Genomic DNA, 17,601 nt, shown 5'->3' with positions numbered 1-17,601 from the left:
CGACCCCGACCGGCGGTCGGCGTGCGTACGATTGTAGGAACCACGACCGAAGGAGCCCGCCGTGCCTCTTGGAAACCTCGTCGACCGACCGTTCGGTGAATCGTCCCAGGTCCGCAACGAGCCGGTGCAGGTGCGCAGCGCCGCCCGTCTCGCCTCGCTGCTCGACGCGGCGGCCGCCGTCGTCGACGAGGTCGGCTTCGACCGCCTGACCACGGCGATGGTGGCCGAGCGCGCGGGAGCGGCGATCGGCACGGTCTACCGCTACTTCCCCGACCGCATCGCCGTCCTCCAGGCGTTGCGCGAGCGGGCCCTCGAGCGCTTCCGCCGACGCGTCATCACCGAGATCCGCGACACCCACCCGGGCAACTGGTGGGGCGCGGTCGACTGCGCGATCGACGCCTTCTGCGAGATGCACCGCAACGAGCCGGGCTTCCGCTCCATCCGCTTCGTCGACACGATCCACGCCCCCGAGGTCGCGGGCGAGGCGTTCGAGGCCGGCTTCTTCGCGCGCCGCTTCGCCGAGATCCTCGCGTCCGAGTACGGCCTCCCGGGCGGCGCGCAGCTGTCCTTCCGCCTCGAGGTGACCATCGAGGTCGCGGACGCGCTGCTCACCCGCGCGTTCCTCATCGACCCCCACGGCGACCAGCGCTTCATCGACGAGAGCCGTTCGCTGCTGCGCCACTACATGACCTCGCACTACGGAGCCGTCGAGGAGTCCTGACCCGCCCGGGCTGTCAAGGCCCTAGTCGCTCCCGGAACATCCCGCAACACTTCGCGGTCCGGGTTGGCAGGCGGCTGCTATTGGTGTTTTCCTTGCCGCCTGGCCCCGTTCGGGGCCGCGGGCCGCGCAGCGGCCGGACGCGCGGAGCGAGAGCGGGCACAGTCGTGGACCAGGGACAGATCGGCGCGCACACCGCCGGACGGCGGGCGGCCTCGTGATCGAGTTCCGCAACGTCAGCAAGCAGTACCCGGACGGCACCCGGGCGGTCGACGACTTCTCGCTCGTGCTGCCCTCCCGGCAGACGACCGTCTTCGTCGGCTCCTCCGGCTGCGGGAAGACCACGATCCTCCGCATGATCAACCGGATGATCGAGCCGACGTCCGGCACCATCGAGATCGACGGCGAGGACATCTCCTCTCTGCCCGCCGTCGCCCTCCGCCGCCGAATCGGCTACGTGATGCAGAACTCCGGACTCCTGCCGCACCGCAAGGTCATCGACAACATCGCGACCGTGCCGCGGCTGAACGGGGTCGCCAAGAAGCAGGCGCACTCCCGCGCGCTCGAGCTGATGGACACGGTCGGACTGGACCGCGGGCTCGCCGCCCGGTACCCCAGCCAGCTCTCCGGCGGCCAGCAGCAGCGCGTCGGCGTGGCGCGCGGCCTCGCGGTGGACCCGAACATCCTGCTGATGGACGAGCCGTTCGGAGCGGTCGACCCGCTCGTGCGCGCCGACCTGCAGCGCGAGACCCTGCGGCTCCAGGACGAGCTCGACAAGACCGTGGTCTTCGTCACCCACGACATCGACGAGGCGTTCCTGCTCGGCGACCAGGTCGTCATCCTCGAGAAGGGCGGCCGGATCGCGCAGAAGGGCTCGCCCGCCGAGATCCTGGCGAACCCCGCGAGCGAGTTCGTCGCCGGCTTCGTCGGCGCCGACCGCGGCAAGCGCTCGCTCCGGATCGAGGAGCGCGACGGCGCCCGCATCGTGGTCGACGGCGACGGGCGCCCGACCGGCGTGCTGCGCTCGCAGGACGGCCCCGCCGCGTGAACTGGGTCGTCAACAACACGGACGCGATCGTCGCGAACCTGCTGGCGCACCTGGCCCTGTCGGTTCCGCCGATCCTGCTCAGCTTCCTCGTCTCGCTGCCGTTCGGCTGGTTCGCGAACCGCTACCGCTGGAGCCGCGGAACCCTGCTGACGGGGCTCGGCGTGCTCTACGCCATCCCGTCGCTGGCCATGTTCATCCTGCTGCCGGTCCTGCTGGGCATCCCGCTCCGCTCGACCGCCAACGTGATCACGGGCCTCACCCTCTACGGAGTCGCGCTGATGGTCCGCACCACCTCGGACGCACTGGGCGCGGTGTCGGACGACGTCCGCCAGTCGGCGACCGCGATGGGCTACTCGGGCTGGGCGCGCTTCTGGCGGGTCGAGTTCCCGCTGGCGGGTCCGGTCCTGCTCTCGGGCCTGCGGGTGGTCACGGTCAGCACGGTCAGCCTGGTGACGGTCGGCGCGGTGCTCGGGATCCAGAGCCTCGGCCTGCTCTTCACCGACGGCTTCCAGCGCGGCATCACCGGTGAGATCGTCACGGGCATCGTCCTCACGATCGTCCTCGCGCTGGTGCTCGACGGGCTGCTGGTGCTGATCGGCCGTCTCCTCATGCCCTGGACGGCCCTGGACCGCACGCGCCGCTCGCGCAGGCCGCTCGCGGTCGAGAGGGCGGTGACGTCGTGAACCTCATCGCCGAGGCCTTCGCCTGGATCGCCGATCCCGCGCACTGGACCGGGGTCTACGCGATCCCGACCCGCGTCGCCCAGCACGTCGGCATCAGCCTGCTGGTGCTCGTCATCGCCGCCGCGATCGCTATCCCGATCGGGTACCTGATCGGGCACACCGGGCGCGGCAAGGGCATCGCGGTGCCCGTCGCCGGTGGTCTGCGAGCCCTGCCGACGCTGGGCGTGCTCGTCCTCGCGGCGATGAGCCTCGGGCTCGGACTCGGCGCTCCGGTGATCGCCCTCGTCGTGCTCGCGATCCCGTCGGTGCTCGCCGGCGCGTACTCCGGACTGGAGGCGGTCGACCGCCGCACGGTCGACGCGGCGCGCTCGATGGGCATGACCGAGTGGCAGATCCTGACGAAGGTCGAGATCCCGCTGGGGCTGCCGCTGCTGATCGGCGGACTCCGCTCGGCCGCGCTGCAGATCATCGCGACCGCCACGCTCGCCGACTACATCGGCGCGGGCGGACTCGGCCAGTACATCTTCCGCGGAGTGAAGTCGGGGGACTACCCGCAGATGCTCGCCGGCTCGATCCTGGTGATCGTGCTGACGCTCCTCAGCGAGGTCCTCTTCGCCCTCCTCCAGCGGCTCGCCGTGCCGCGCGGAGTCGTGCTCGGCCTGGCCGGCACCGCCGGCCGCACAGGTTCCCGCACGTCGTCGCCCCGACGACGCGCGGTGGTGGGAATCCCCATCGAAGAAGGGAAATAGCAATGTTCACAGCACATTTCACGAAGGGCCGTGTCGCGCTGAGCGCACTCGCGGTCGGTGCCGTCGTGGCACTGGCAGGGTGTTCCTCGGGCGATCCGCTCGATGAGGGATCGGGTGCGACTGCGGGCAGCGAGACCATCGTGGTCGGCTCGCAGGACTACTACTCGAACGAGATCCTCGCCGAGATCTACGCGCAGGCTCTGGAGAACGACGGCTTCACCGTCGACCGCCAGCTGCGCATCGGCCAGCGCGAGATCTACCTGCCCGAGATCGAGAGCGGATCCATCGACGTCTTCCCGGAGTACGACGGCAGCCTCCTGCAGGCGCTCGAGCCGGACGCGACGGCCACCACTGCCGACGACGTGTACTCCGCGCTCGGCGACGCGCTGCCCGACGGCCTCCGCGCCCTCGACGCCGCCGAGGCCAGCGATCAGAACTCCTACACCGTCACCCAGGCCTTCGCCGACAAGTGGGACCTGACCGACATCGCGTCGCTCAAGAACGTCACCGACCCGATCGTGGTCGGCGGCAACTCCGAGCTGCAGACGCGTCCCTACGGGCCCGACACCCTGCAGTCGAAGTACGGCATCACGACCACCTTCCAGGCGATCGAGGACAGCGGCGGATCGACCACCGTCGACGCGCTCACCAGCGACCAGATCCAGCTGGCGAACGTCTACACGGCCGACCCGAACATCCAGAAGAACGACCTCGTCGCTCTCGAGGACCCGGACGGACTGTTCGTCGCCGACAACGTCGTGCCGATCGTCTCCAGCAAGATCACGGACGACGCGGCCGAGGTGCTGAACGCGGTCAGCGCGAAGCTCACCGCGGACGACCTGGTCGCCCTCAACTCCGAGAGCGTCAACGAGCAGAAGTCCGCGTCCGCGATCGCGGGCGAGTGGCTGAAGTCGGCGGGTCTCGTCGACTGATCCTCCCCGGATCCACGCCCGGAGGCGCGTCACTCGTCGAGGTGGCGCGCCTCCGCTCTGTTCAGGAGCTTCTTCCCGAGGAGCACGAGCAGGGCGAAGACGACGATGACCCCCACGAAGAGGTAGCCGGCGCCGTGCAGGCTCTCCGAGAGCTCCCGGTAGCTGCCGGCCGCCGCGGCGCCGACGCCGACGTAGGCGGACGACCAGAGCACGCACGCCGGGATCGTCCAGGCCATGAAGGTCCGGTAGCGCATCCCGCTCATCCCCACCGTCAGCGGGATCAGCGAGTGCAGCACCGGCAGGAAGCGCGAGAGGAACACGGCGAACCCGCCGCGCCGTGCGAGGTAGCGCTCGGCCTTCAGCCAGTTCTTCTCGCCGAGTCGGCGTCCCAGACGCGATGCGCGGATCCGCGGCCCGAACCAGCGGCCGAGCCAGAAGCCGACGGACTCGCCGCAGAGCGCGCCGATGACGACGGTGACGGCCAGCGCCACGAACTGCAGCGGGCTGGTGACGCCGGTCGCGCTGACGATCACGATCGTGTCGCCGGGGACGACGAGGCCCGCCAGGATCGTGGTCTCGAAGAAGATCGCGAGCCCGGCGAGGAGCGTCCGCCAGACCGGGGGGACGCCGACCACGAAGTCCAGGATCCCGGTGAGGGTGTCGTTCACCGGGCGCCCCCGCCCGCCGCGGACTCGATCGGGGGCTGGGGCCGACAGCGGCTCCGGATGCTCGGCATGGCTCGATCGTAGGGGCGCACGGCTGGGCGGCGGCAGGGCTGCGCCCGGGAGGCCGGTGGGCGTGGAGCGCTCAGGGGACGGCGACCCGTGCGGAGGCGGCGGGGCCGGTGCCGTTCGCCGTGACCGCCTGCACGGAGAGGGTGTAGCTGCTGCCCGGGACCAGCTTCGTGAAGGTCTGCGACCGCTTGGTCGCGGCGACCACGGCGCTCCAGGCTCCGGCTCCGCTCGTGTCGGACCCGTCGCGCGACACCCGGTAGCCGGTGACCGCCGAGCCCCCGGTGCCCGCGGGGGGCGACCACGCGAGCGTCGCCGTGCCGTCCGAGCCCGCCGTGGCGGTGACCGCGGTCGGAGCGCCGGGGAGCCCGGTGGCGGCGAGGGTCGCCGTCAGCGTGGTGCTGCTCCCGGGAGTGACGACGCTGTGCGAGGCGGCGCCGCCGTCGGACCAGGACGAGAACCGGTAGGCCGTGCCCGAGGCGTCGGTCTGGTCCGGGACCTCCAGCTGGAGTGCCGAGCCCGCCCACGAGACGACCGTCGTGCCTCCGGCGACCTCGGTGCCGTTGACGACGACCGTCCGGCCGACGGGAGCGGTGGCCAGGGTGACGGAGACCCTCTGCGGCGAGAACGTCCGCGTCGCCGTGGTCGACACTCCGCTCGAGTCCGTCGCCGTGACGCTGATCAGGAGGTCGCTGTCCGCGGCGGCGGCGAGGTCCTCCGGGCCGGGGGCGACGAAGGAGAGGTCGTTCCCCGTCAGCGGGCCGAGGAAGGGGTGCGTGTGCTGCGCGTGGCGGCGCTGGACGGTCCACGTGAGCGCCGAGGCGGGCAGGGCCCCGTCCTCGGCGTCGGTCGCCGTGGCGCGGAGGCCGTAGCTCCGGCCCGTGACGAACACCCCTCCGTCGGCGGGTGCGGTGATGCTCACGGTCGGCGCGCTGTCTCCCGAGGTGATCCTCGTCGTCGCAGGTGCGGAGACGACTCCCTTCGGATCGCGGACGCGGAGGGACGCGGTCCAGCTGCCGGCGGCGTAGCTGTGGGTGAAGGTCGGGCCGGTCGTGATGCGGTCGGGGGTGCCGTCGCCGAACGACCACAGGTAGGTCAGGGCCCCGCCCTCCGGGTCGCTGCTGCCGGAGCCGTTCAGCCGCGCGGCGAGAGGAGCCGCACCGGAGGAGGGGGCGGCGGAGAGGGCCGCGGTCGGGGCGCGGTTCGCCGCGGCGGTGTAGGCGAGGCGCCGGACCTCGCCGCCGTTCGCGTAGCTCGTGTAGAAGAGGTCCTGGGTCCCGCGCGAGGGGCCGAAGGCCATGGCGACGGCGCTGCTGCCGCCGAGGCCGGTCACCAGGTCGCCGGCCGCGCCGGTGCGGCCGAGGGTCCGGATCTTCCCGCACACGTAGTCGCCGAAGAGGTACGCGCCGTCGTAGGCGGCCGGCCAGACGCCGCGGGGGACGTAGGCGCCGCCCGTGATCGAGGCGCAGCCGCTGCTGTGCGGGTAGTCGAAGACGGGGTCGGTGAGCCCGGCGGGCGCCGCTGTTCCGCAGTTCGAGGACGAGCCGGTCTTCGCGCAGTGGCCCTCGCGGGTGTTCCAGCCGTAGTCGGCGCCGGCGACGCCCTGGTCGATCTCCTCCCAGGCGTCCTGGCCCACGTCGTTGATGCGGAAGACGGTGCCGGTCGCGTTCGGGTCGAACGCCATCCGGAACGGATTGCGCAGGCCGCTCGCGAACGTCTCGCGGCAGCGCACGCCCGCGGCGGCCGGGGCGAGTCGGCAGGAGGCGGTCCCGGTGCCCAGGTACGGGTTGCCGGCCGGGACGCCGCCGGTGAGGGTGACCCGGAGGATCTTGCCGTTCAGGATGTTCGGGTCGCGGGCGGCGTCGTTCCGGCCGCCGCAGCCGCTGCCGCCCGGCGAGCCGACTCCGCCGCGGTAGTCGCAGCCGCCGTCGCCGACGCTGACGTAGAGCAGCCCGTCCTTGCCGATGGCGAGGTCGCCGCCGTTGTGGTTGCTCGCGGGGGAGTAGATGCCGTCGAGGAGGACGCGCTCGGAGGCCGGGTCGATGCGGTCGTCGGTGCCGAGCTGGAACGAGGAGACGCGATTGCGCGGAGCTCCCGAGGGATTCACCGTGCCGCCGGCGTTGGTCGGGCACGAGGAGTCGGAGCCCTTCGCGGTGTAGTAGACGACGACGGTCCGGGATCCCGGCGCCGGGTCGACCGCGAGGCCGAGCACACCGCGCTCGCCGTTGGCGCAGATCTTCGAGCGCAGGTCGAGGGCCGGGGTGGCGACCAGGCTGCCTCCGCGGATCACCCGGATCGCGCCGGTCTGCGAGGAGACGAGGGTGCGCCCGTCGGTCGTGAAGGCGAGGGCGGTCGGCGCGGGGACGGCCGCCACCCGCGAGTCGGTGAAGCCGGCGGGGACGACGGGAGCGGCGGACGCCGGAGCCGCGGGCCCGGCGACGAGCGCGGCGGCCGTGACCGCCAGGACGGCGAGCAGGGCGAGACCACGGGGGCGGATCCTCGAGCGGGGCATCGGTGACTCCGAGACGGTCGGCGCTGCTGAGCGAGCGGCGGTCTGCGGCGGTGCAGAGGGCGCTGTCGGCGATGACGCGGGGCCAGGATAGGCGCGCGCGAGGGAGTGGCCGTGTCCCCCTTCAGGGTCAACACTGGGGGCTCCGGGCGCGGTGTCCCCGGACCGCTCACGCGGAGCGGGCCGCAGTACGGCGGTCCGCCTGCTCACTCCAGAGCGGGCAGGACCACCGCGCGGACCGCCTCTGAGAACCGGGCGTAGCCGGCCTCGTCGAAGTGCAGGCCGTCGTCGACGAAGAGGGAGGGGTCGACCGCGCCGTCGGAGGTGACGAGCGCGTCGGCGGTGGGGACGAAGGTGACGCGGTCGTCCGTCTCGGCGTAGGCGCTGACCGCGGTGTTCGCGGCGCGGACCTCGGCGCCGACGGAGGCGCGGGCGGGCGTCTCCGCGATCTCGACGTAGAACAGCTCGGCGTCGGGGGCGACCTCCTCGACGCGCTGGAGGTACTCGACGACCGAGTCGGCGGTCTGCGCGCCGGTCCGCGAGCCCTCCTCGCCACTGATGTCGTTCGCTCCCACGTACACGATCACGGCGCGGGGATCGAAGGGGGCGACCATGCGGTCCAGCCACGCGAGGTGGTCGGCGACCGTCGTGCCGCCGATCCCGATGTTGTAGGTCTCGAGCGGGCGCAGGTCCTCCTTGGAGGTCGTCCAGCGGCCGATCGTGGAGCTGCCCGTGAGGACGATGCTGTGCTGCGGGAACCCGGCGGCGAAGCGCTTCTCGAGACCGGCGACGCGCTCGGCCATGTCGACGGAGGAGGTCGGTCCGGGCTCGGGGGAGCCCGCGGCCGGGGTGCCCGCGCTACCGCTCCGGGAGGCGAGCGAGAGGGCGATGCCTGCGCCGGCGAGGATCAGCGCGAGCACCAGCAGCGCGACCAGGAGGCGGAGGCGGATGCGGCGGGGGCCGGGCGCGGAGCCGGAGGTCGTCGCTCGAGTCATGGCTCGATCTTCGGGCATCGGCGGGCGCGCGTCGTGCACGAGGAGGCCGGCCGAGGATCGGAGCACCCGATGGCCGTCTCCGCGTCACCGGATCGCCGAGATCGGATCCGTCCAGAACGTCACAGAGGATGCACAGCCGTGCCACACTTGCACTTCGCCATCGTCATCGTCGCCGCCGGCCGACTTCCGATGGACGATCACGACGAGGACTCATGGCACGCGCACGCATCACCTGGGTGGACACGGCGAAGGGCATCGCGATCATCCTGGTCGCCCTGGCCCACTCCGTGCAGTGGACCACGACCGCCGGGATCGCCCCCGACTCGTGGAACGACATCAACCTGCTCCTCATCACCTTCCGGATGCCACTGTTCTTCCTCGCCTCGGGGCTGTTCGCCGGTTCGGTGCTCACCCGGTCGTGGTCGGAGCTCTGGCGCTCGCGGCTGAGCCTGCTGGTCTGGGCCTTCCTGCTCTGGTCTGTGGTGCGGTTCCTCTTCTTCCTGGTGGTGCCCAACCCGGGCGGTACCGACGAGTCCGACCCGCTGGCGCTGCTCCTCCAGCCGGTGATGCCGCACAACGGGCTCTGGTTCCTCTACGCCCTCACGATCTTCTTCGTGGCCGCCAAGCTCGCGCAGGGCCGGATCGACTGGCGAGTGCAGATCGGCATCGCGACTGCGATCGCCGTGGTCTGGTACGCCGTCCGCTCCAGCACCTCCGAGGGCACCGGGAACATCGCCTGGGACGGCATGGCCCGCTACCTGATGTTCTTCCTGCTCGGCCTGTACCTGCGGAACGCGGTGATCGCGTTCGTGGAGCGCCGCGGGATCGTCAGCGGACTCGGCTTCGGCGTGCTCTTCCTCGTGCTCGCCGGCGTGATCCTCGCCGCCCGCGTCCGCTTCCCGCTGCTGACGATCGGGCTGGTCGTGGTGAGCGTGCTGGCGGTCCTCGCCGGGCTCGTGGTCGCCCGCTTCCTCTCGAACCGGCGCGGCGCGGGCTGGATCACCTTCATCGGTCGCAACACGCTCCCGGTGTACGTGGTGCACGTCCTCTTCGTCTCGCTCGCCACGAGCGCCCTGCTGCTCTTCCAGGGACAGCGCTGGCTCGACGTCATCGGGCCGGTCGTGCCGCTCCTGGTCTGCGGGTCCGGCGTCGCGGCGGCGCTGGGCTACTGGCGCCTCACGCGCGATCTGCCCGTCCTGAAGTACGGCTTCCAGGCGCCCGCCTGGTTCTCCGGCTCCCGCTCGCGCGTCGACGCGGGCTGACCGCGGGTCGCCCACCGGCGGCGCCTCCGCACGGGCCTCCTCGAGCGCCTGCTGCGGGTGTATCCGTCGCCGACGGCGCGCCCTGAACGGATTCCCACCGCCGATCTCGCGGATGTGCGCCTGAGAATCCACTGAAGGTGGGTGAGACGATCCCTCAGCGGGTCGCCGACCGCCCGATCGCTCGGCGTCGAGAAATCGGCGGCAGCACGTCCGACGGAGGCGAGCCCTGCTCGGCAGTCGCCGCACGGAAGACTCCCTCGACGTCGAGAGGGTCCGTCTCGACGTCGAGCGACCGGTCGGTGGGAGTGCTCGGCGGGGCTCCCGGGGCCACCCCGGAAAGGGGGTCGCCAGGAGCTCGTGGAAGGCCGCACATCCGCCCCAGTACTGGGATCGGAGGCCGTCGGACCTCTCCCGCCGACCTACTCTCGGAGCTGTGAACGAACTCCTGGATCCGCTCCTGCTGTCGAGATGGCAGTTCGGTCTGACGACGATCTACCACTTCCTGTTCGTGCCGCTCACGATCGGCATGGCGCTCACCGTCGCGATCTTCCAGACCTGCTGGGTGCGCACCGGGAAGGTGCACTACCTGCAGCTGACGAAGTTCTTCGGGAAGCTCTTCCTGATCAACTTCGCGATGGGCGTCGTGACGGGGATCGTCCAGGAGTTCCAGTTCGGGATGAACTGGAGCGACTACTCCCGCTTCGTCGGCGACGTCTTCGGGGCGCCCCTCGCGTTCGAGGGCCTGCTCGCCTTCTTCCTCGAGGCCACCTTCATCGGCCTCTGGATCTTCGGCTGGGACAAGCTCCCCGAGAAGCTGCACCTGGCCACCATCTGGCTGACCACGCTGGGCACCACGCTCTCGGCCTACTTCATCATCGCGGCGAACGCGTTCATGCAGAACCCGGTCGGCTTCCGCATCAACGAGACCAAGGGCCGTGCGGAGCTCACCGACATCTGGGCGCTCCTGACCAACAAGGTCGCGCTCGCCGCCTTCCCGCACACGATCTTCGCCTGCTTCATGGTCTCCGCGGCCGTGATCATCAGCGTCGCGGCCTACCACCTCTCGCGGAACCAGCACCTCGAGACCATGCGTCCGGCCCTGAGATTCGGCGCCTGGATGATGCTCGTCAGCGGCGGCCTGACCCTGTTCACCGGAGACTCGCTCGGCCTGGCGATGGTCGACACGCAGCCGATGAAGATGGCGGCCGCGGAGGCGCTCTACCGGACCTCCACGGGCGTCGACGCCTCCTTCTCCATCTTCACCTGGGGAACGCCGGACGGTTCGAGCGAGCTGTTCTCGATCCGCATCCCCTACCTGCTCTCGTTCCTCTCGACGCACACCTTCACCGGCACGGTCGAGGGCATCAACGACCTCCAGGCGCAGTACACCCGGGTCTACGGACCCGGCGACTACACGCCGATCATCTGGGTCACGTACTGGTCGTTCCGCTGGATGATGGCGCTCGGCGTCCTCGCCATCGGGGTCGCCGCGGCGGGTCTGTGGTTCACCCGGAAGGGCCGCGAGCCGAAGCAGTGGATGTGGAAGGTCGCGATCTGGGCCGCCCCGCTGCCCCTGATGGCGATGATCGTGGGCTGGGTCTTCACCGAGATGGGCCGCCAGCCGTGGCTCGTGTTCGGGCTGCTGAAGACCGCCGACGGAGTCTCGCCCGGAGTGAGCGGCGTCGAAGTCCTGATCTCGCTGCTCGCCTTCACCGCGATCTACGGCACTCTCGCCGTGGTCGAGTTCCGCCTGATCAAGCGGGCCGCGCAGGCCGGCCCCGACGACGCTCCCGAGGTCGACGAGGAGAGCGGTCGCCCGCAGCTCGTCGGCACCGTCTACTAGGAGGCACCTCCATGGATCTCGCCGTTCTCTGGTTCTGGATCGTCGCGTTCTTCTTCATCGGCTACTTCGTCCTCGACGGGTTCGACTTCGGCGTCGGCATGTCGCTCCCCTTCCTCGGGCGCGACGACACCGACCGCCGCGTGCTGATCAACACGATCGGCCCGGTGTGGGACCTCAACGAGACGTGGGTGATCGTCGCCGGCGCCGCCCTGTTCGCCGCGTTCCCGGAGTGGTACGCCACGCTCTTCAGCGGGTTCTACCTGCCGCTGCTGCTCATCCTGCTCGCGCTGATCGCCCGCGGTGTCTCGTTCGAGTACCGGCACCAGCGTCCGGAGGCGCAGTGGAAGCGGCGCTTCGACACGATGATCGTCGTCGGCTCCGCGGTGCCCGCCTTCCTCTGGGGCGTGGCCTTCGCGAACATCGTGCAGGGCGTCCCGATGGACGCCGACCACAACTACATCGGCACCGTCCTGGACCTGCTGAACCCCTACGCGCTCCTGGGCGGAGCGACGACCCTCCTGCTCTTCTTCACGCACGGAGTCGTCTTCGTCGCGCTGAAGACGGAGGGGGAGATCCGCGAGCGGGCGCGCCGCCTGGCGACCCGCGCGGGGCTGCTCACCGTGGTCGTCGCCGCGGTCTTCCTGGCCTGGACCAACCTCGGCCAGGGGAGCACCGCCTCCTGGGCGCTCTCGGCGGGGGCGGCCGCCACCCTCGTCGGCGGCTGGCTCGCCCTCACGCGGGGCCGGGAGGGACGCGCCTTCGCGCTGCTGGCCGGCACCACAGCGCTGGCCGTGCTCGCCCTCTTCGCGACGCTGTTCCCCGCGGTGATGCCCGCCTCGAACGTCCCCGCCTACGGGCTGACGATCGAGAACGCCTCCAGCACGCCCTATACGCTGACCGTCATGAGCTGGACCGCGCTGGTGTTCGTGCCGCTCATCGTCGGCTACCAGGCCTGGACCTACTGGATCTTCCGCAAGCGCATCAGCCGCGCGCACATCCCAGTCGACGCCCACTGACGTGAAGCCCCTCGATCCGCGCCTGCTCCGCTACGCCCGGGCGGCCCGCGTGTTCCTCCTGCTCGGCGGGGCGCTCGCGCTGGCCAGGACTCTCGCGATCGTCGCCTTCGCGTGGCTGGTGGCGCAGCTGGTGGCCGGTGCGGTGGACGCAAGGAGCGCCGACGACCTCGCGCCGCTGCTGGCCGCCCTGCTCGCGGTCGTCGCGGTGCGGGCGGGTCTCGCCTGGGCGACCGAGGTGAACGCGGTGCGCCACGGAGCAGGAGCGAAGGCCCAGCTGCGGCAGGCGGTCCTCGCCGCGCTGGTCGAGCTCGGCCCGGCGGGCCGCTCCGAGGGCGGCTCGGGCGGGGTCGTCGCGCTGCTGGGCGGCGGTCTGGACGCCCTCGACGGCTACTTCGCCCGCTACCTCCCGCAGCTGATCGCCACCGCGGTGGCGACGCCGCTCCTGACGCTCGTGGTCTTCCTCGCCGATCCGCTCAGCGCGCTGTTCCTGGTGGTGACCCTGCCGCTCATCCCGGTCTTCATGGTGCTGATCGGCTGGGCGACGCAGGCCGTGCAGGCGCGGCAGTGGGAGCGGCTGCAGGCCCTCGCGTCCGGCTTCGTCGACACCGTCGGCGGCCTCGCGACCCTCAAGATCTTCGGGCGGGCCGAGCGGCAGGCGACGCGGATCCGCGCGCTGACCGAGGACTACCGCGTGCACACGATGAAGGTGCTGCGGGTGACCTTCGTCAGCGGTTTCGTGCTCGAGCTCGCCGGCTCGCTCTCGGTCGCACTGGTCGCCGTCTCGATCGGGCTGCGGCTCGTCGACGGCTCGCTGGGGCTGGCCGTCGGGCTGTTCGTCCTGGTGCTGGCGCCCGACGTGTTCCTGCCGGTGCGCCAGGTCGGTGCCGAGTTCCACGCGGCGGCCGACGGGGTGCAGGCGGCGGACCGCGCCTTCGCCGTCCTCGAGCGCGCGGCGGCCCTGCCCCCTCGCGGGAAGGCCCCGGCGGCGAGGGGGGCGCTCGAGCTGCGGGGACTCGCGGTCGACGACGGACGCGGGCGGACGCTCGCTCCTGTCGACGCGGTGCTCCCCGTCGGGTCGATCACCGTGGTGACCGGGCCCAGCGGATCCGGGAAGTCGACGCTGCTCGCCGCGCTCGCGGGCTTCGTGCCCTTCTCGGGCACGCTGCTGCTCGGCGGGTCGCCGGTCGCGGATCTGCGGTCGACGCTCGCCTGGGCGGGCCAGCGGCCCGACCTGCTCGCGGGGAGCGTCGCGTCCGCGGTCGGGCTCGGAGCGCTCTCGCCGGACCCCGAGCGCGTCCGGCGGGCCCTGGCGATCGCCGCGGCCGACGTCGACCCCGAGCGCCGGCTCGACGCCGAGGGGACAGGCCTCTCGGGCGGGCAGAGCGCCCGTGTCGCCGTCGCCCGCGCCGTGCACCGCCTGCTCGAGCGCGAGTGCGCCGTGCTGGCCCTGGACGAGCCGACCGCCGCCCTCGACGAGGAGTCGGAGCGGGCCGTGCTCGCCGGGCTCAGGACCCTGGCGGAGAGCGGGACGATCGTGATCATCGCCAGCCACCGGCCCGCGACCGTCGCGGCGGCCGACGCCGTGATCGCCCTGGCGCCGTCGGGGGTGGTCGCGAGGTGAACCGCTCCGACGTCCTCCGCGCCGCGATGCCCGGGCCGCGCCGCTTCCTGCCGGGCCTGTCGTTCGGGCTGCTCTCCTCCGCCTCCGTCGTGGCGCTGCTGGCCTGCTCGGCCTGGCTGATCGTCCGCGCGGCCGAGCAGCCGCCGATCCTGTTCCTCTCGATGGCCGTCGTGGGCGTGCGGGCCTTCGCACTGGCGCGGGCCTTCTTCCGCTACCTCGAGCGGCTGACCGGCCACGACGCCGCCTTCCGCGCGCTCGCAGAGCTCCGGGCGGGCGTCTACGGGCGCCTGGTGCCGGTCGCGCCGGACGGGCTGGGCCGCGTGCGCCGCGGCGATCTGATCTCACGGGTGGTATCGGACGTCGACGCCCAGCAGGACGTGCCGCTTCGCGTCGTGCAGCCGCTGATCGTCGCGGCGCTGGTCGCGACGGTCTCCGTGGTCGGCGTCTGGCTGCTGCTGCCGGCGATGGGCGCCGTGCTGCTGGCGCTGCTCGTCCTCGCCTTCGCCGGCGGGGCGCTGGGCGCCGGCCGGCTCTCCGCGCAGGCGGACCGCGAGCTGGCGCCGCTGCGCGGGGAGCTCGCCGAGCGCCTGAACCTGCTGGTCACCCGCCTCGACGTGCTCATCGCCTTCGATGCGGCCGGTGACGCTCTGGCGGACGTCGCGCGCGCGGAGGAGTCGCTCGCCCGGGCGGCGCGACGACGGGCCGCGTCCGCCGGACTGGCCGCGGCCGTCCTCGCCCTCTGCTCGGGCGGTGCGGTCTGGGCGGGCCTCGCGCTGGGGATCCCGGCGATCGGCGACCTCGGCGGTCCGGCCCTCGGAGTCGTCGCGCTCGTGCCGCTCGCGGTCTTCGAGGTCGCCGCCGCCGCGCCGCTCGCCGTGCAGGCGGCGCGCACCGCGCTCTCGAGCGCTCAGCGCCTGGCCGATCTGGACGCGGAGGCGGCGTCGCCGGCGCTCGCGACCGATGCGGAGGTGGACCCGCACGCGCCGGCCCCCCGGGGTGCCGGCATCGTCCTGCGCGACCTGTCGGTGAGCTGGCCCGGTGCGCACTCGCCGGCGCTCAGCGGCGTCTCGCTCGACCTGCCGGAGGGTGCGCGCGTGCTCGTCACCGGCGGCAGCGGCTCCGGGAAGACCACGCTCGCGCACGCTCTGGTGCGCTTCCTCGACCACACCGGCAGCTACGTGCTGGGCGGAGTCGAGGCGCGCACGCTGCCGCAGGCGGAAGTGCGGAAGCGGGTCGGGCTCGTGGAGCAGCAGCCGTACCTCTTCGACGACACGATCCGGCAGAACCTCCTCTTCGCGCGGCCCGAGGCCGCCGACGCCGTGCTCGAGGCGGTGCTGGAGCGGGTCGGGCTCGGGCCCTGGGCCGCTGCGCGGGGCGGTCTCGACGCGCGGGTGGGGGAGCGGGGCACGCTCGTCTCGGGCGGCCAGGCGCAGCGGATCGCGCTCGCGCGCGCACTCCTGGCCGACTTCCGCGTGCTGATGCTGGACGAGCCGACGGCGTCGGTGGACGCTCCCGTGGCCGATGCGCTGCTCGCGGATCTGCTCCGCGCCGCCGAGGGGCGGACGGTGGTCCTGATCGCGCACCGCGTCGATCCCGGCCTGGTGTTCGACACGCGGATCCGGGTGGCGGACGGCACGGCGATCCAGGAGCACGGGGCCGCCTGAGCAGGGGTCCGGCTCCGCGAGGGCGACCGGGTCGAGGGGCCCTCAGCCGCGGTCCGACCGGGCTGGCGCCCGCGCCAGGGAGGCCGCCCGCGCCAGGCGCCCGCCCTCCGCCTCCCAGCGGTCGAGTACCGCGTCCGCCCGGGTCCGCGCCGCACCGCGCAGCCCGGCCAGGAGCGGAGCGACGACGTCGCGGGCCAGCGGGTCGCTCAGCTCGTCCACGCGGGAGTCGCGGACGAAGCCCTCGAGCCGGGTGAGGTCGGAGCCTCGCAGCCACTCGGCCCGAGACTGCAGCAGCACGACGGCCGCCAGCCGCGGCTCGAACACCGCCGTCTCCCAGAGCTCGGAGGAGAGGGCGGTCACGTCGTCGTGCTCGAGCGAGCGGAACTTCCTCAGCGCGTCGCGGACGGTGCCGCGGACCGCCCCGACGGAGGCTCCCGTCGAGTCCAGCCCCGCGCCCAGGCGCTCGCGCACGTCCTGCGCGCGCCAGACGTCGCCCTCGTACTCCAGGGCCGAGCGGATGAAGTCGCCGGGGTCGCTCACCCCTCCATCATGCGTCGCGCGTCAGCCCCGGCTGGCCCAGACGGCCCGTCCGAGGCCGTCGTACTCGACGAGGCGGCCGTCGTTCTGCAGCACCAGGCGGTAGGGCAGGGCGACGCCGCTCTGGCCGATGCCGAACGAGATCCTCGGGAACCGCAGCCAGAGGATCCGGGAGTCGGCCACGTCGAGCCGGCCCTCGGAGCTCATCGAGAAGGCGGCACCGGAGGCGGAGGAGGTGTTCGTCGCCCAGTCCGCGCCGTTCGGCCCGTAGACGACGAAGTTGCCGTCGCGCTGCATCTCGGCCCGCCACTGCCCGCTCGCCGAGGTCAGCCGCGAGCCCGCGACGACGAGGCCGCTCGGGGAGAGCGAGTCGCGCACGACGAGCGCAGCACTGCTCCAGAGGACGCCGAAGTCGTCCGCGATCCGGAGATCGCCCTCGCGGAGGACCATCGTGGCGCCCGGCTCGCCGGACGTGTCCGAGGCCCACAGGGGTGCGCCGTCCGCGGCGTAGACCACGGCGTTCCCGTCGTCCTGCATCCGGAGGACGTTGCCCCGGCCGCGGGTGCCGCTCGCCCAGAGAGCTCCGCCCTGCCCGTAGACGACGAGGTTGCCGTCCGCCTGCATCACCGCCGTGGTGCCTCCCTGGGTGGCGAGCCGGTTCCCCGCGTAGAGGGTGCTCCCGCGGCGGAGGGTGTCGGTGCGCGGCTCGTCGATCCGCCCGCCGATGCTGCTGGCCCAGGCGGCCGAGCCGCTGCGGCGGTAGATCACGAGATTGCCGTCGTCCTGCATCCGCAGCTCGCCGCCCGGGTCGGCCACCGTGCCGCTCGCCCAGACGGGGCGCCCGTCCGCGGCGTACACGACGAGGTTGCCGTCGTCCTGCATCCGCAGGCTGTCACCGCGCCCCTGCGTGCCCGACGCCCAGGTGGGACGGCCGCCGGCGGCGTAGACCACGGCGTTGCCGTCGTTCTGCATCACGAGGGAGGAGGCGCCGTCGGGGGACACCAGGCGCTCGCCGCGCGCGAGCTGCTCGCCGGCGCGGAGGACCGCGGCGGAGGCGACGGCGGAGGGCGCCGAGGCCGGGACCTCGAGCGCGGAGGCGGACAGCGACCCCAGCAGGAGGGCGCCTGTGGCGGCGATCGCCGCGAGGGAGACGGCCAGGGAGCGGCCGGAGGGGAGGTGCGTCATCGCAGGGGTCCTGTCGAGGAGGGCGGCCCGTACAAGCTCGTCATGCAGGACGACGGCAACCTCGTCGAGTACGACAGCCGCCGCGCGGTCTGGGCCAGCCGCGGCTGA

Annotated in this window: 15 protein-coding genes; 10 read left to right on the top strand and 5 right to left on the bottom strand. The window is 72.6% G+C overall.

Translation table 11 applies throughout. From position 1 onward, the window contains the following. The first annotated feature begins 61 nt into the window (after positions 1-61). The 5 genes from C5C24_RS00075 to C5C24_RS00055 all read left to right on the top strand — a co-directional run bounded on the left by C5C24_RS00075 (position 62) and on the right by C5C24_RS00055 (position 4,130). Positions 62-721, top strand: a complete 660-nt coding sequence (locus C5C24_RS00075) for a TetR/AcrR family transcriptional regulator (RefSeq protein WP_104276549.1) — start codon at positions 62-64, stop codon at positions 719-721. A gap of 214 nt (positions 722-935) precedes the next feature. Beyond that, the gene (locus C5C24_RS00070) at positions 936-1,766 is read left to right on the top strand and encodes an ABC transporter ATP-binding protein (RefSeq protein WP_104276550.1); all 831 of its coding nucleotides are present in this window, start codon (positions 936-938) and stop codon (positions 1,764-1,766) included. Then, complete coding sequence (locus tag C5C24_RS00065) at positions 1,763-2,449, top strand: ABC transporter permease (protein WP_104276551.1); 687 nt, start codon at positions 1,763-1,765, stop codon at positions 2,447-2,449. Before C5C24_RS00070 ends, C5C24_RS00065 begins: the two co-directional genes overlap by 4 nt. Continuing rightward, the gene (locus tag C5C24_RS00060) at positions 2,446-3,198 is read left to right on the top strand and encodes an ABC transporter permease (protein WP_104276552.1); all 753 of its coding nucleotides are present in this window, start codon (positions 2,446-2,448) and stop codon (positions 3,196-3,198) included. The genes C5C24_RS00065 and C5C24_RS00060 overlap by 4 nt, the downstream gene beginning before the upstream one ends. Before the next feature lie 2 nt (positions 3,199-3,200). Continuing rightward, on the top strand, positions 3,201-4,130 hold the full coding sequence (locus tag C5C24_RS00055) for an ABC transporter substrate-binding protein (RefSeq protein ID WP_104303999.1): 930 nt from the start codon (positions 3,201-3,203) through the stop codon (positions 4,128-4,130). Positions 4,131-4,159: 29 nt separating this feature from the next. On the opposite strand, the gene C5C24_RS00050 is transcribed toward C5C24_RS00055, so the two are convergent. The 3 genes from C5C24_RS00050 to C5C24_RS00040 form a co-directional block, all read right to left on the bottom strand. Then, a complete protein-coding gene (locus tag C5C24_RS00050) occupies positions 4,160-4,798 on the bottom strand; it encodes a DedA family protein (protein ID WP_104303998.1) in 639 nt (212 codons plus the stop codon). Positions 4,799-4,937: 139 nt separating this feature from the next. Continuing rightward, entirely contained in the window at positions 4,938-7,373 is a 2,436-nt protein-coding gene (locus C5C24_RS00045) for a PQQ-dependent sugar dehydrogenase (RefSeq protein ID WP_181135443.1), read from the bottom strand. 203 nt (positions 7,374-7,576) lie between these two features. Further along, a complete protein-coding gene (locus tag C5C24_RS00040; protein ID WP_181135442.1) occupies positions 7,577-8,365 on the bottom strand; it encodes a GDSL-type esterase/lipase family protein in 789 nt (262 codons plus the stop codon). A 212-nt stretch (positions 8,366-8,577) separates the two neighbouring features. Here C5C24_RS00040 and C5C24_RS00035 point away from each other — a divergent pair, with 212 nt between their 5' ends. From C5C24_RS00035 to cydC, 5 genes are all read left to right on the top strand, one after another. Continuing rightward, complete coding sequence (locus tag C5C24_RS00035; protein WP_181118481.1) at positions 8,578-9,627, top strand: acyltransferase family protein; 1,050 nt, start codon at positions 8,578-8,580, stop codon at positions 9,625-9,627. A gap of 433 nt (positions 9,628-10,060) precedes the next feature. Further along, complete coding sequence (locus C5C24_RS00030; protein WP_104303995.1) at positions 10,061-11,470, top strand: cytochrome ubiquinol oxidase subunit I; 1,410 nt, start codon at positions 10,061-10,063, stop codon at positions 11,468-11,470. A gap of 11 nt (positions 11,471-11,481) precedes the next feature. Continuing rightward, complete coding sequence (cydB, locus tag C5C24_RS00025) at positions 11,482-12,486, top strand: cytochrome d ubiquinol oxidase subunit II (protein WP_104281525.1); 1,005 nt, start codon at positions 11,482-11,484, stop codon at positions 12,484-12,486. 1 nt (position 12,487) lies between these two features. Beyond that, on the top strand, positions 12,488-14,107 hold the full coding sequence (gene cydD, locus C5C24_RS00020; RefSeq protein WP_104303994.1) for a thiol reductant ABC exporter subunit CydD: 1,620 nt from the start codon (positions 12,488-12,490) through the stop codon (positions 14,105-14,107). Further along, a complete protein-coding gene (gene cydC / locus C5C24_RS00015; protein ID WP_104303993.1) occupies positions 14,104-15,771 on the top strand; it encodes a thiol reductant ABC exporter subunit CydC in 1,668 nt (555 codons plus the stop codon). The genes cydD and cydC overlap by 4 nt, the downstream gene beginning before the upstream one ends. Positions 15,772-15,813: 42 nt before the next feature. On the opposite strand, the gene C5C24_RS00010 is transcribed toward cydC, so the two are convergent. Together C5C24_RS00010 and C5C24_RS00005 are read right to left on the bottom strand one after the other, a co-directional pair. Further along, a complete protein-coding gene (locus C5C24_RS00010) occupies positions 15,814-16,311 on the bottom strand; it encodes a DNA alkylation repair protein (RefSeq protein WP_104276561.1) in 498 nt (165 codons plus the stop codon). A 21-nt stretch (positions 16,312-16,332) separates the two neighbouring features. After that, the gene (locus tag C5C24_RS00005; RefSeq protein WP_104303992.1) at positions 16,333-17,493 is read right to left on the bottom strand and encodes a hypothetical protein; all 1,161 of its coding nucleotides are present in this window, start codon (positions 17,491-17,493) and stop codon (positions 16,333-16,335) included. Positions 17,494-17,601 lie beyond the last annotated feature (108 nt).

Source organism: Rathayibacter sp. AY2B3, from assembly GCF_002931755.1.
In the GTDB taxonomy this organism is placed as follows: Bacteria; Actinomycetota; Actinomycetes; order Actinomycetales; family Microbacteriaceae; genus Rathayibacter.
The sequence above is the reverse complement of the archived record's forward strand: the minus strand, read 5'-3'. Positions and strand labels throughout refer to the sequence as shown.

Excerpts from the sequence above, each read along its gene's own strand:
- C5C24_RS00055 (WP_104303999.1), top strand. The coding sequence starts at position 3,201 with ATGTTCACAGCACATTTCACGAAGGGCCGTGTCGCGCTGAGCGCACTC.
- C5C24_RS00045 (WP_181135443.1), bottom strand. The coding sequence starts at position 7,373 with ATGCCCCGCTCGAGGATCCGCCCCCGTGGTCTCGCCCTGCTCGCCGTC.
- C5C24_RS00040 (WP_181135442.1), bottom strand. The coding sequence starts at position 8,365 with ATGACTCGAGCGACGACCTCCGGCTCCGCGCCCGGCCCCCGCCGCATC.
- C5C24_RS00035 (WP_181118481.1), top strand. The coding sequence starts at position 8,578 with ATGGCACGCGCACGCATCACCTGGGTGGACACGGCGAAGGGCATCGCG.
- cydB (WP_104281525.1), top strand. The coding sequence starts at position 11,482 with ATGGATCTCGCCGTTCTCTGGTTCTGGATCGTCGCGTTCTTCTTCATC.
- C5C24_RS00005 (WP_104303992.1), bottom strand. The coding sequence starts at position 17,493 with ATGACGCACCTCCCCTCCGGCCGCTCCCTGGCCGTCTCCCTCGCGGCG.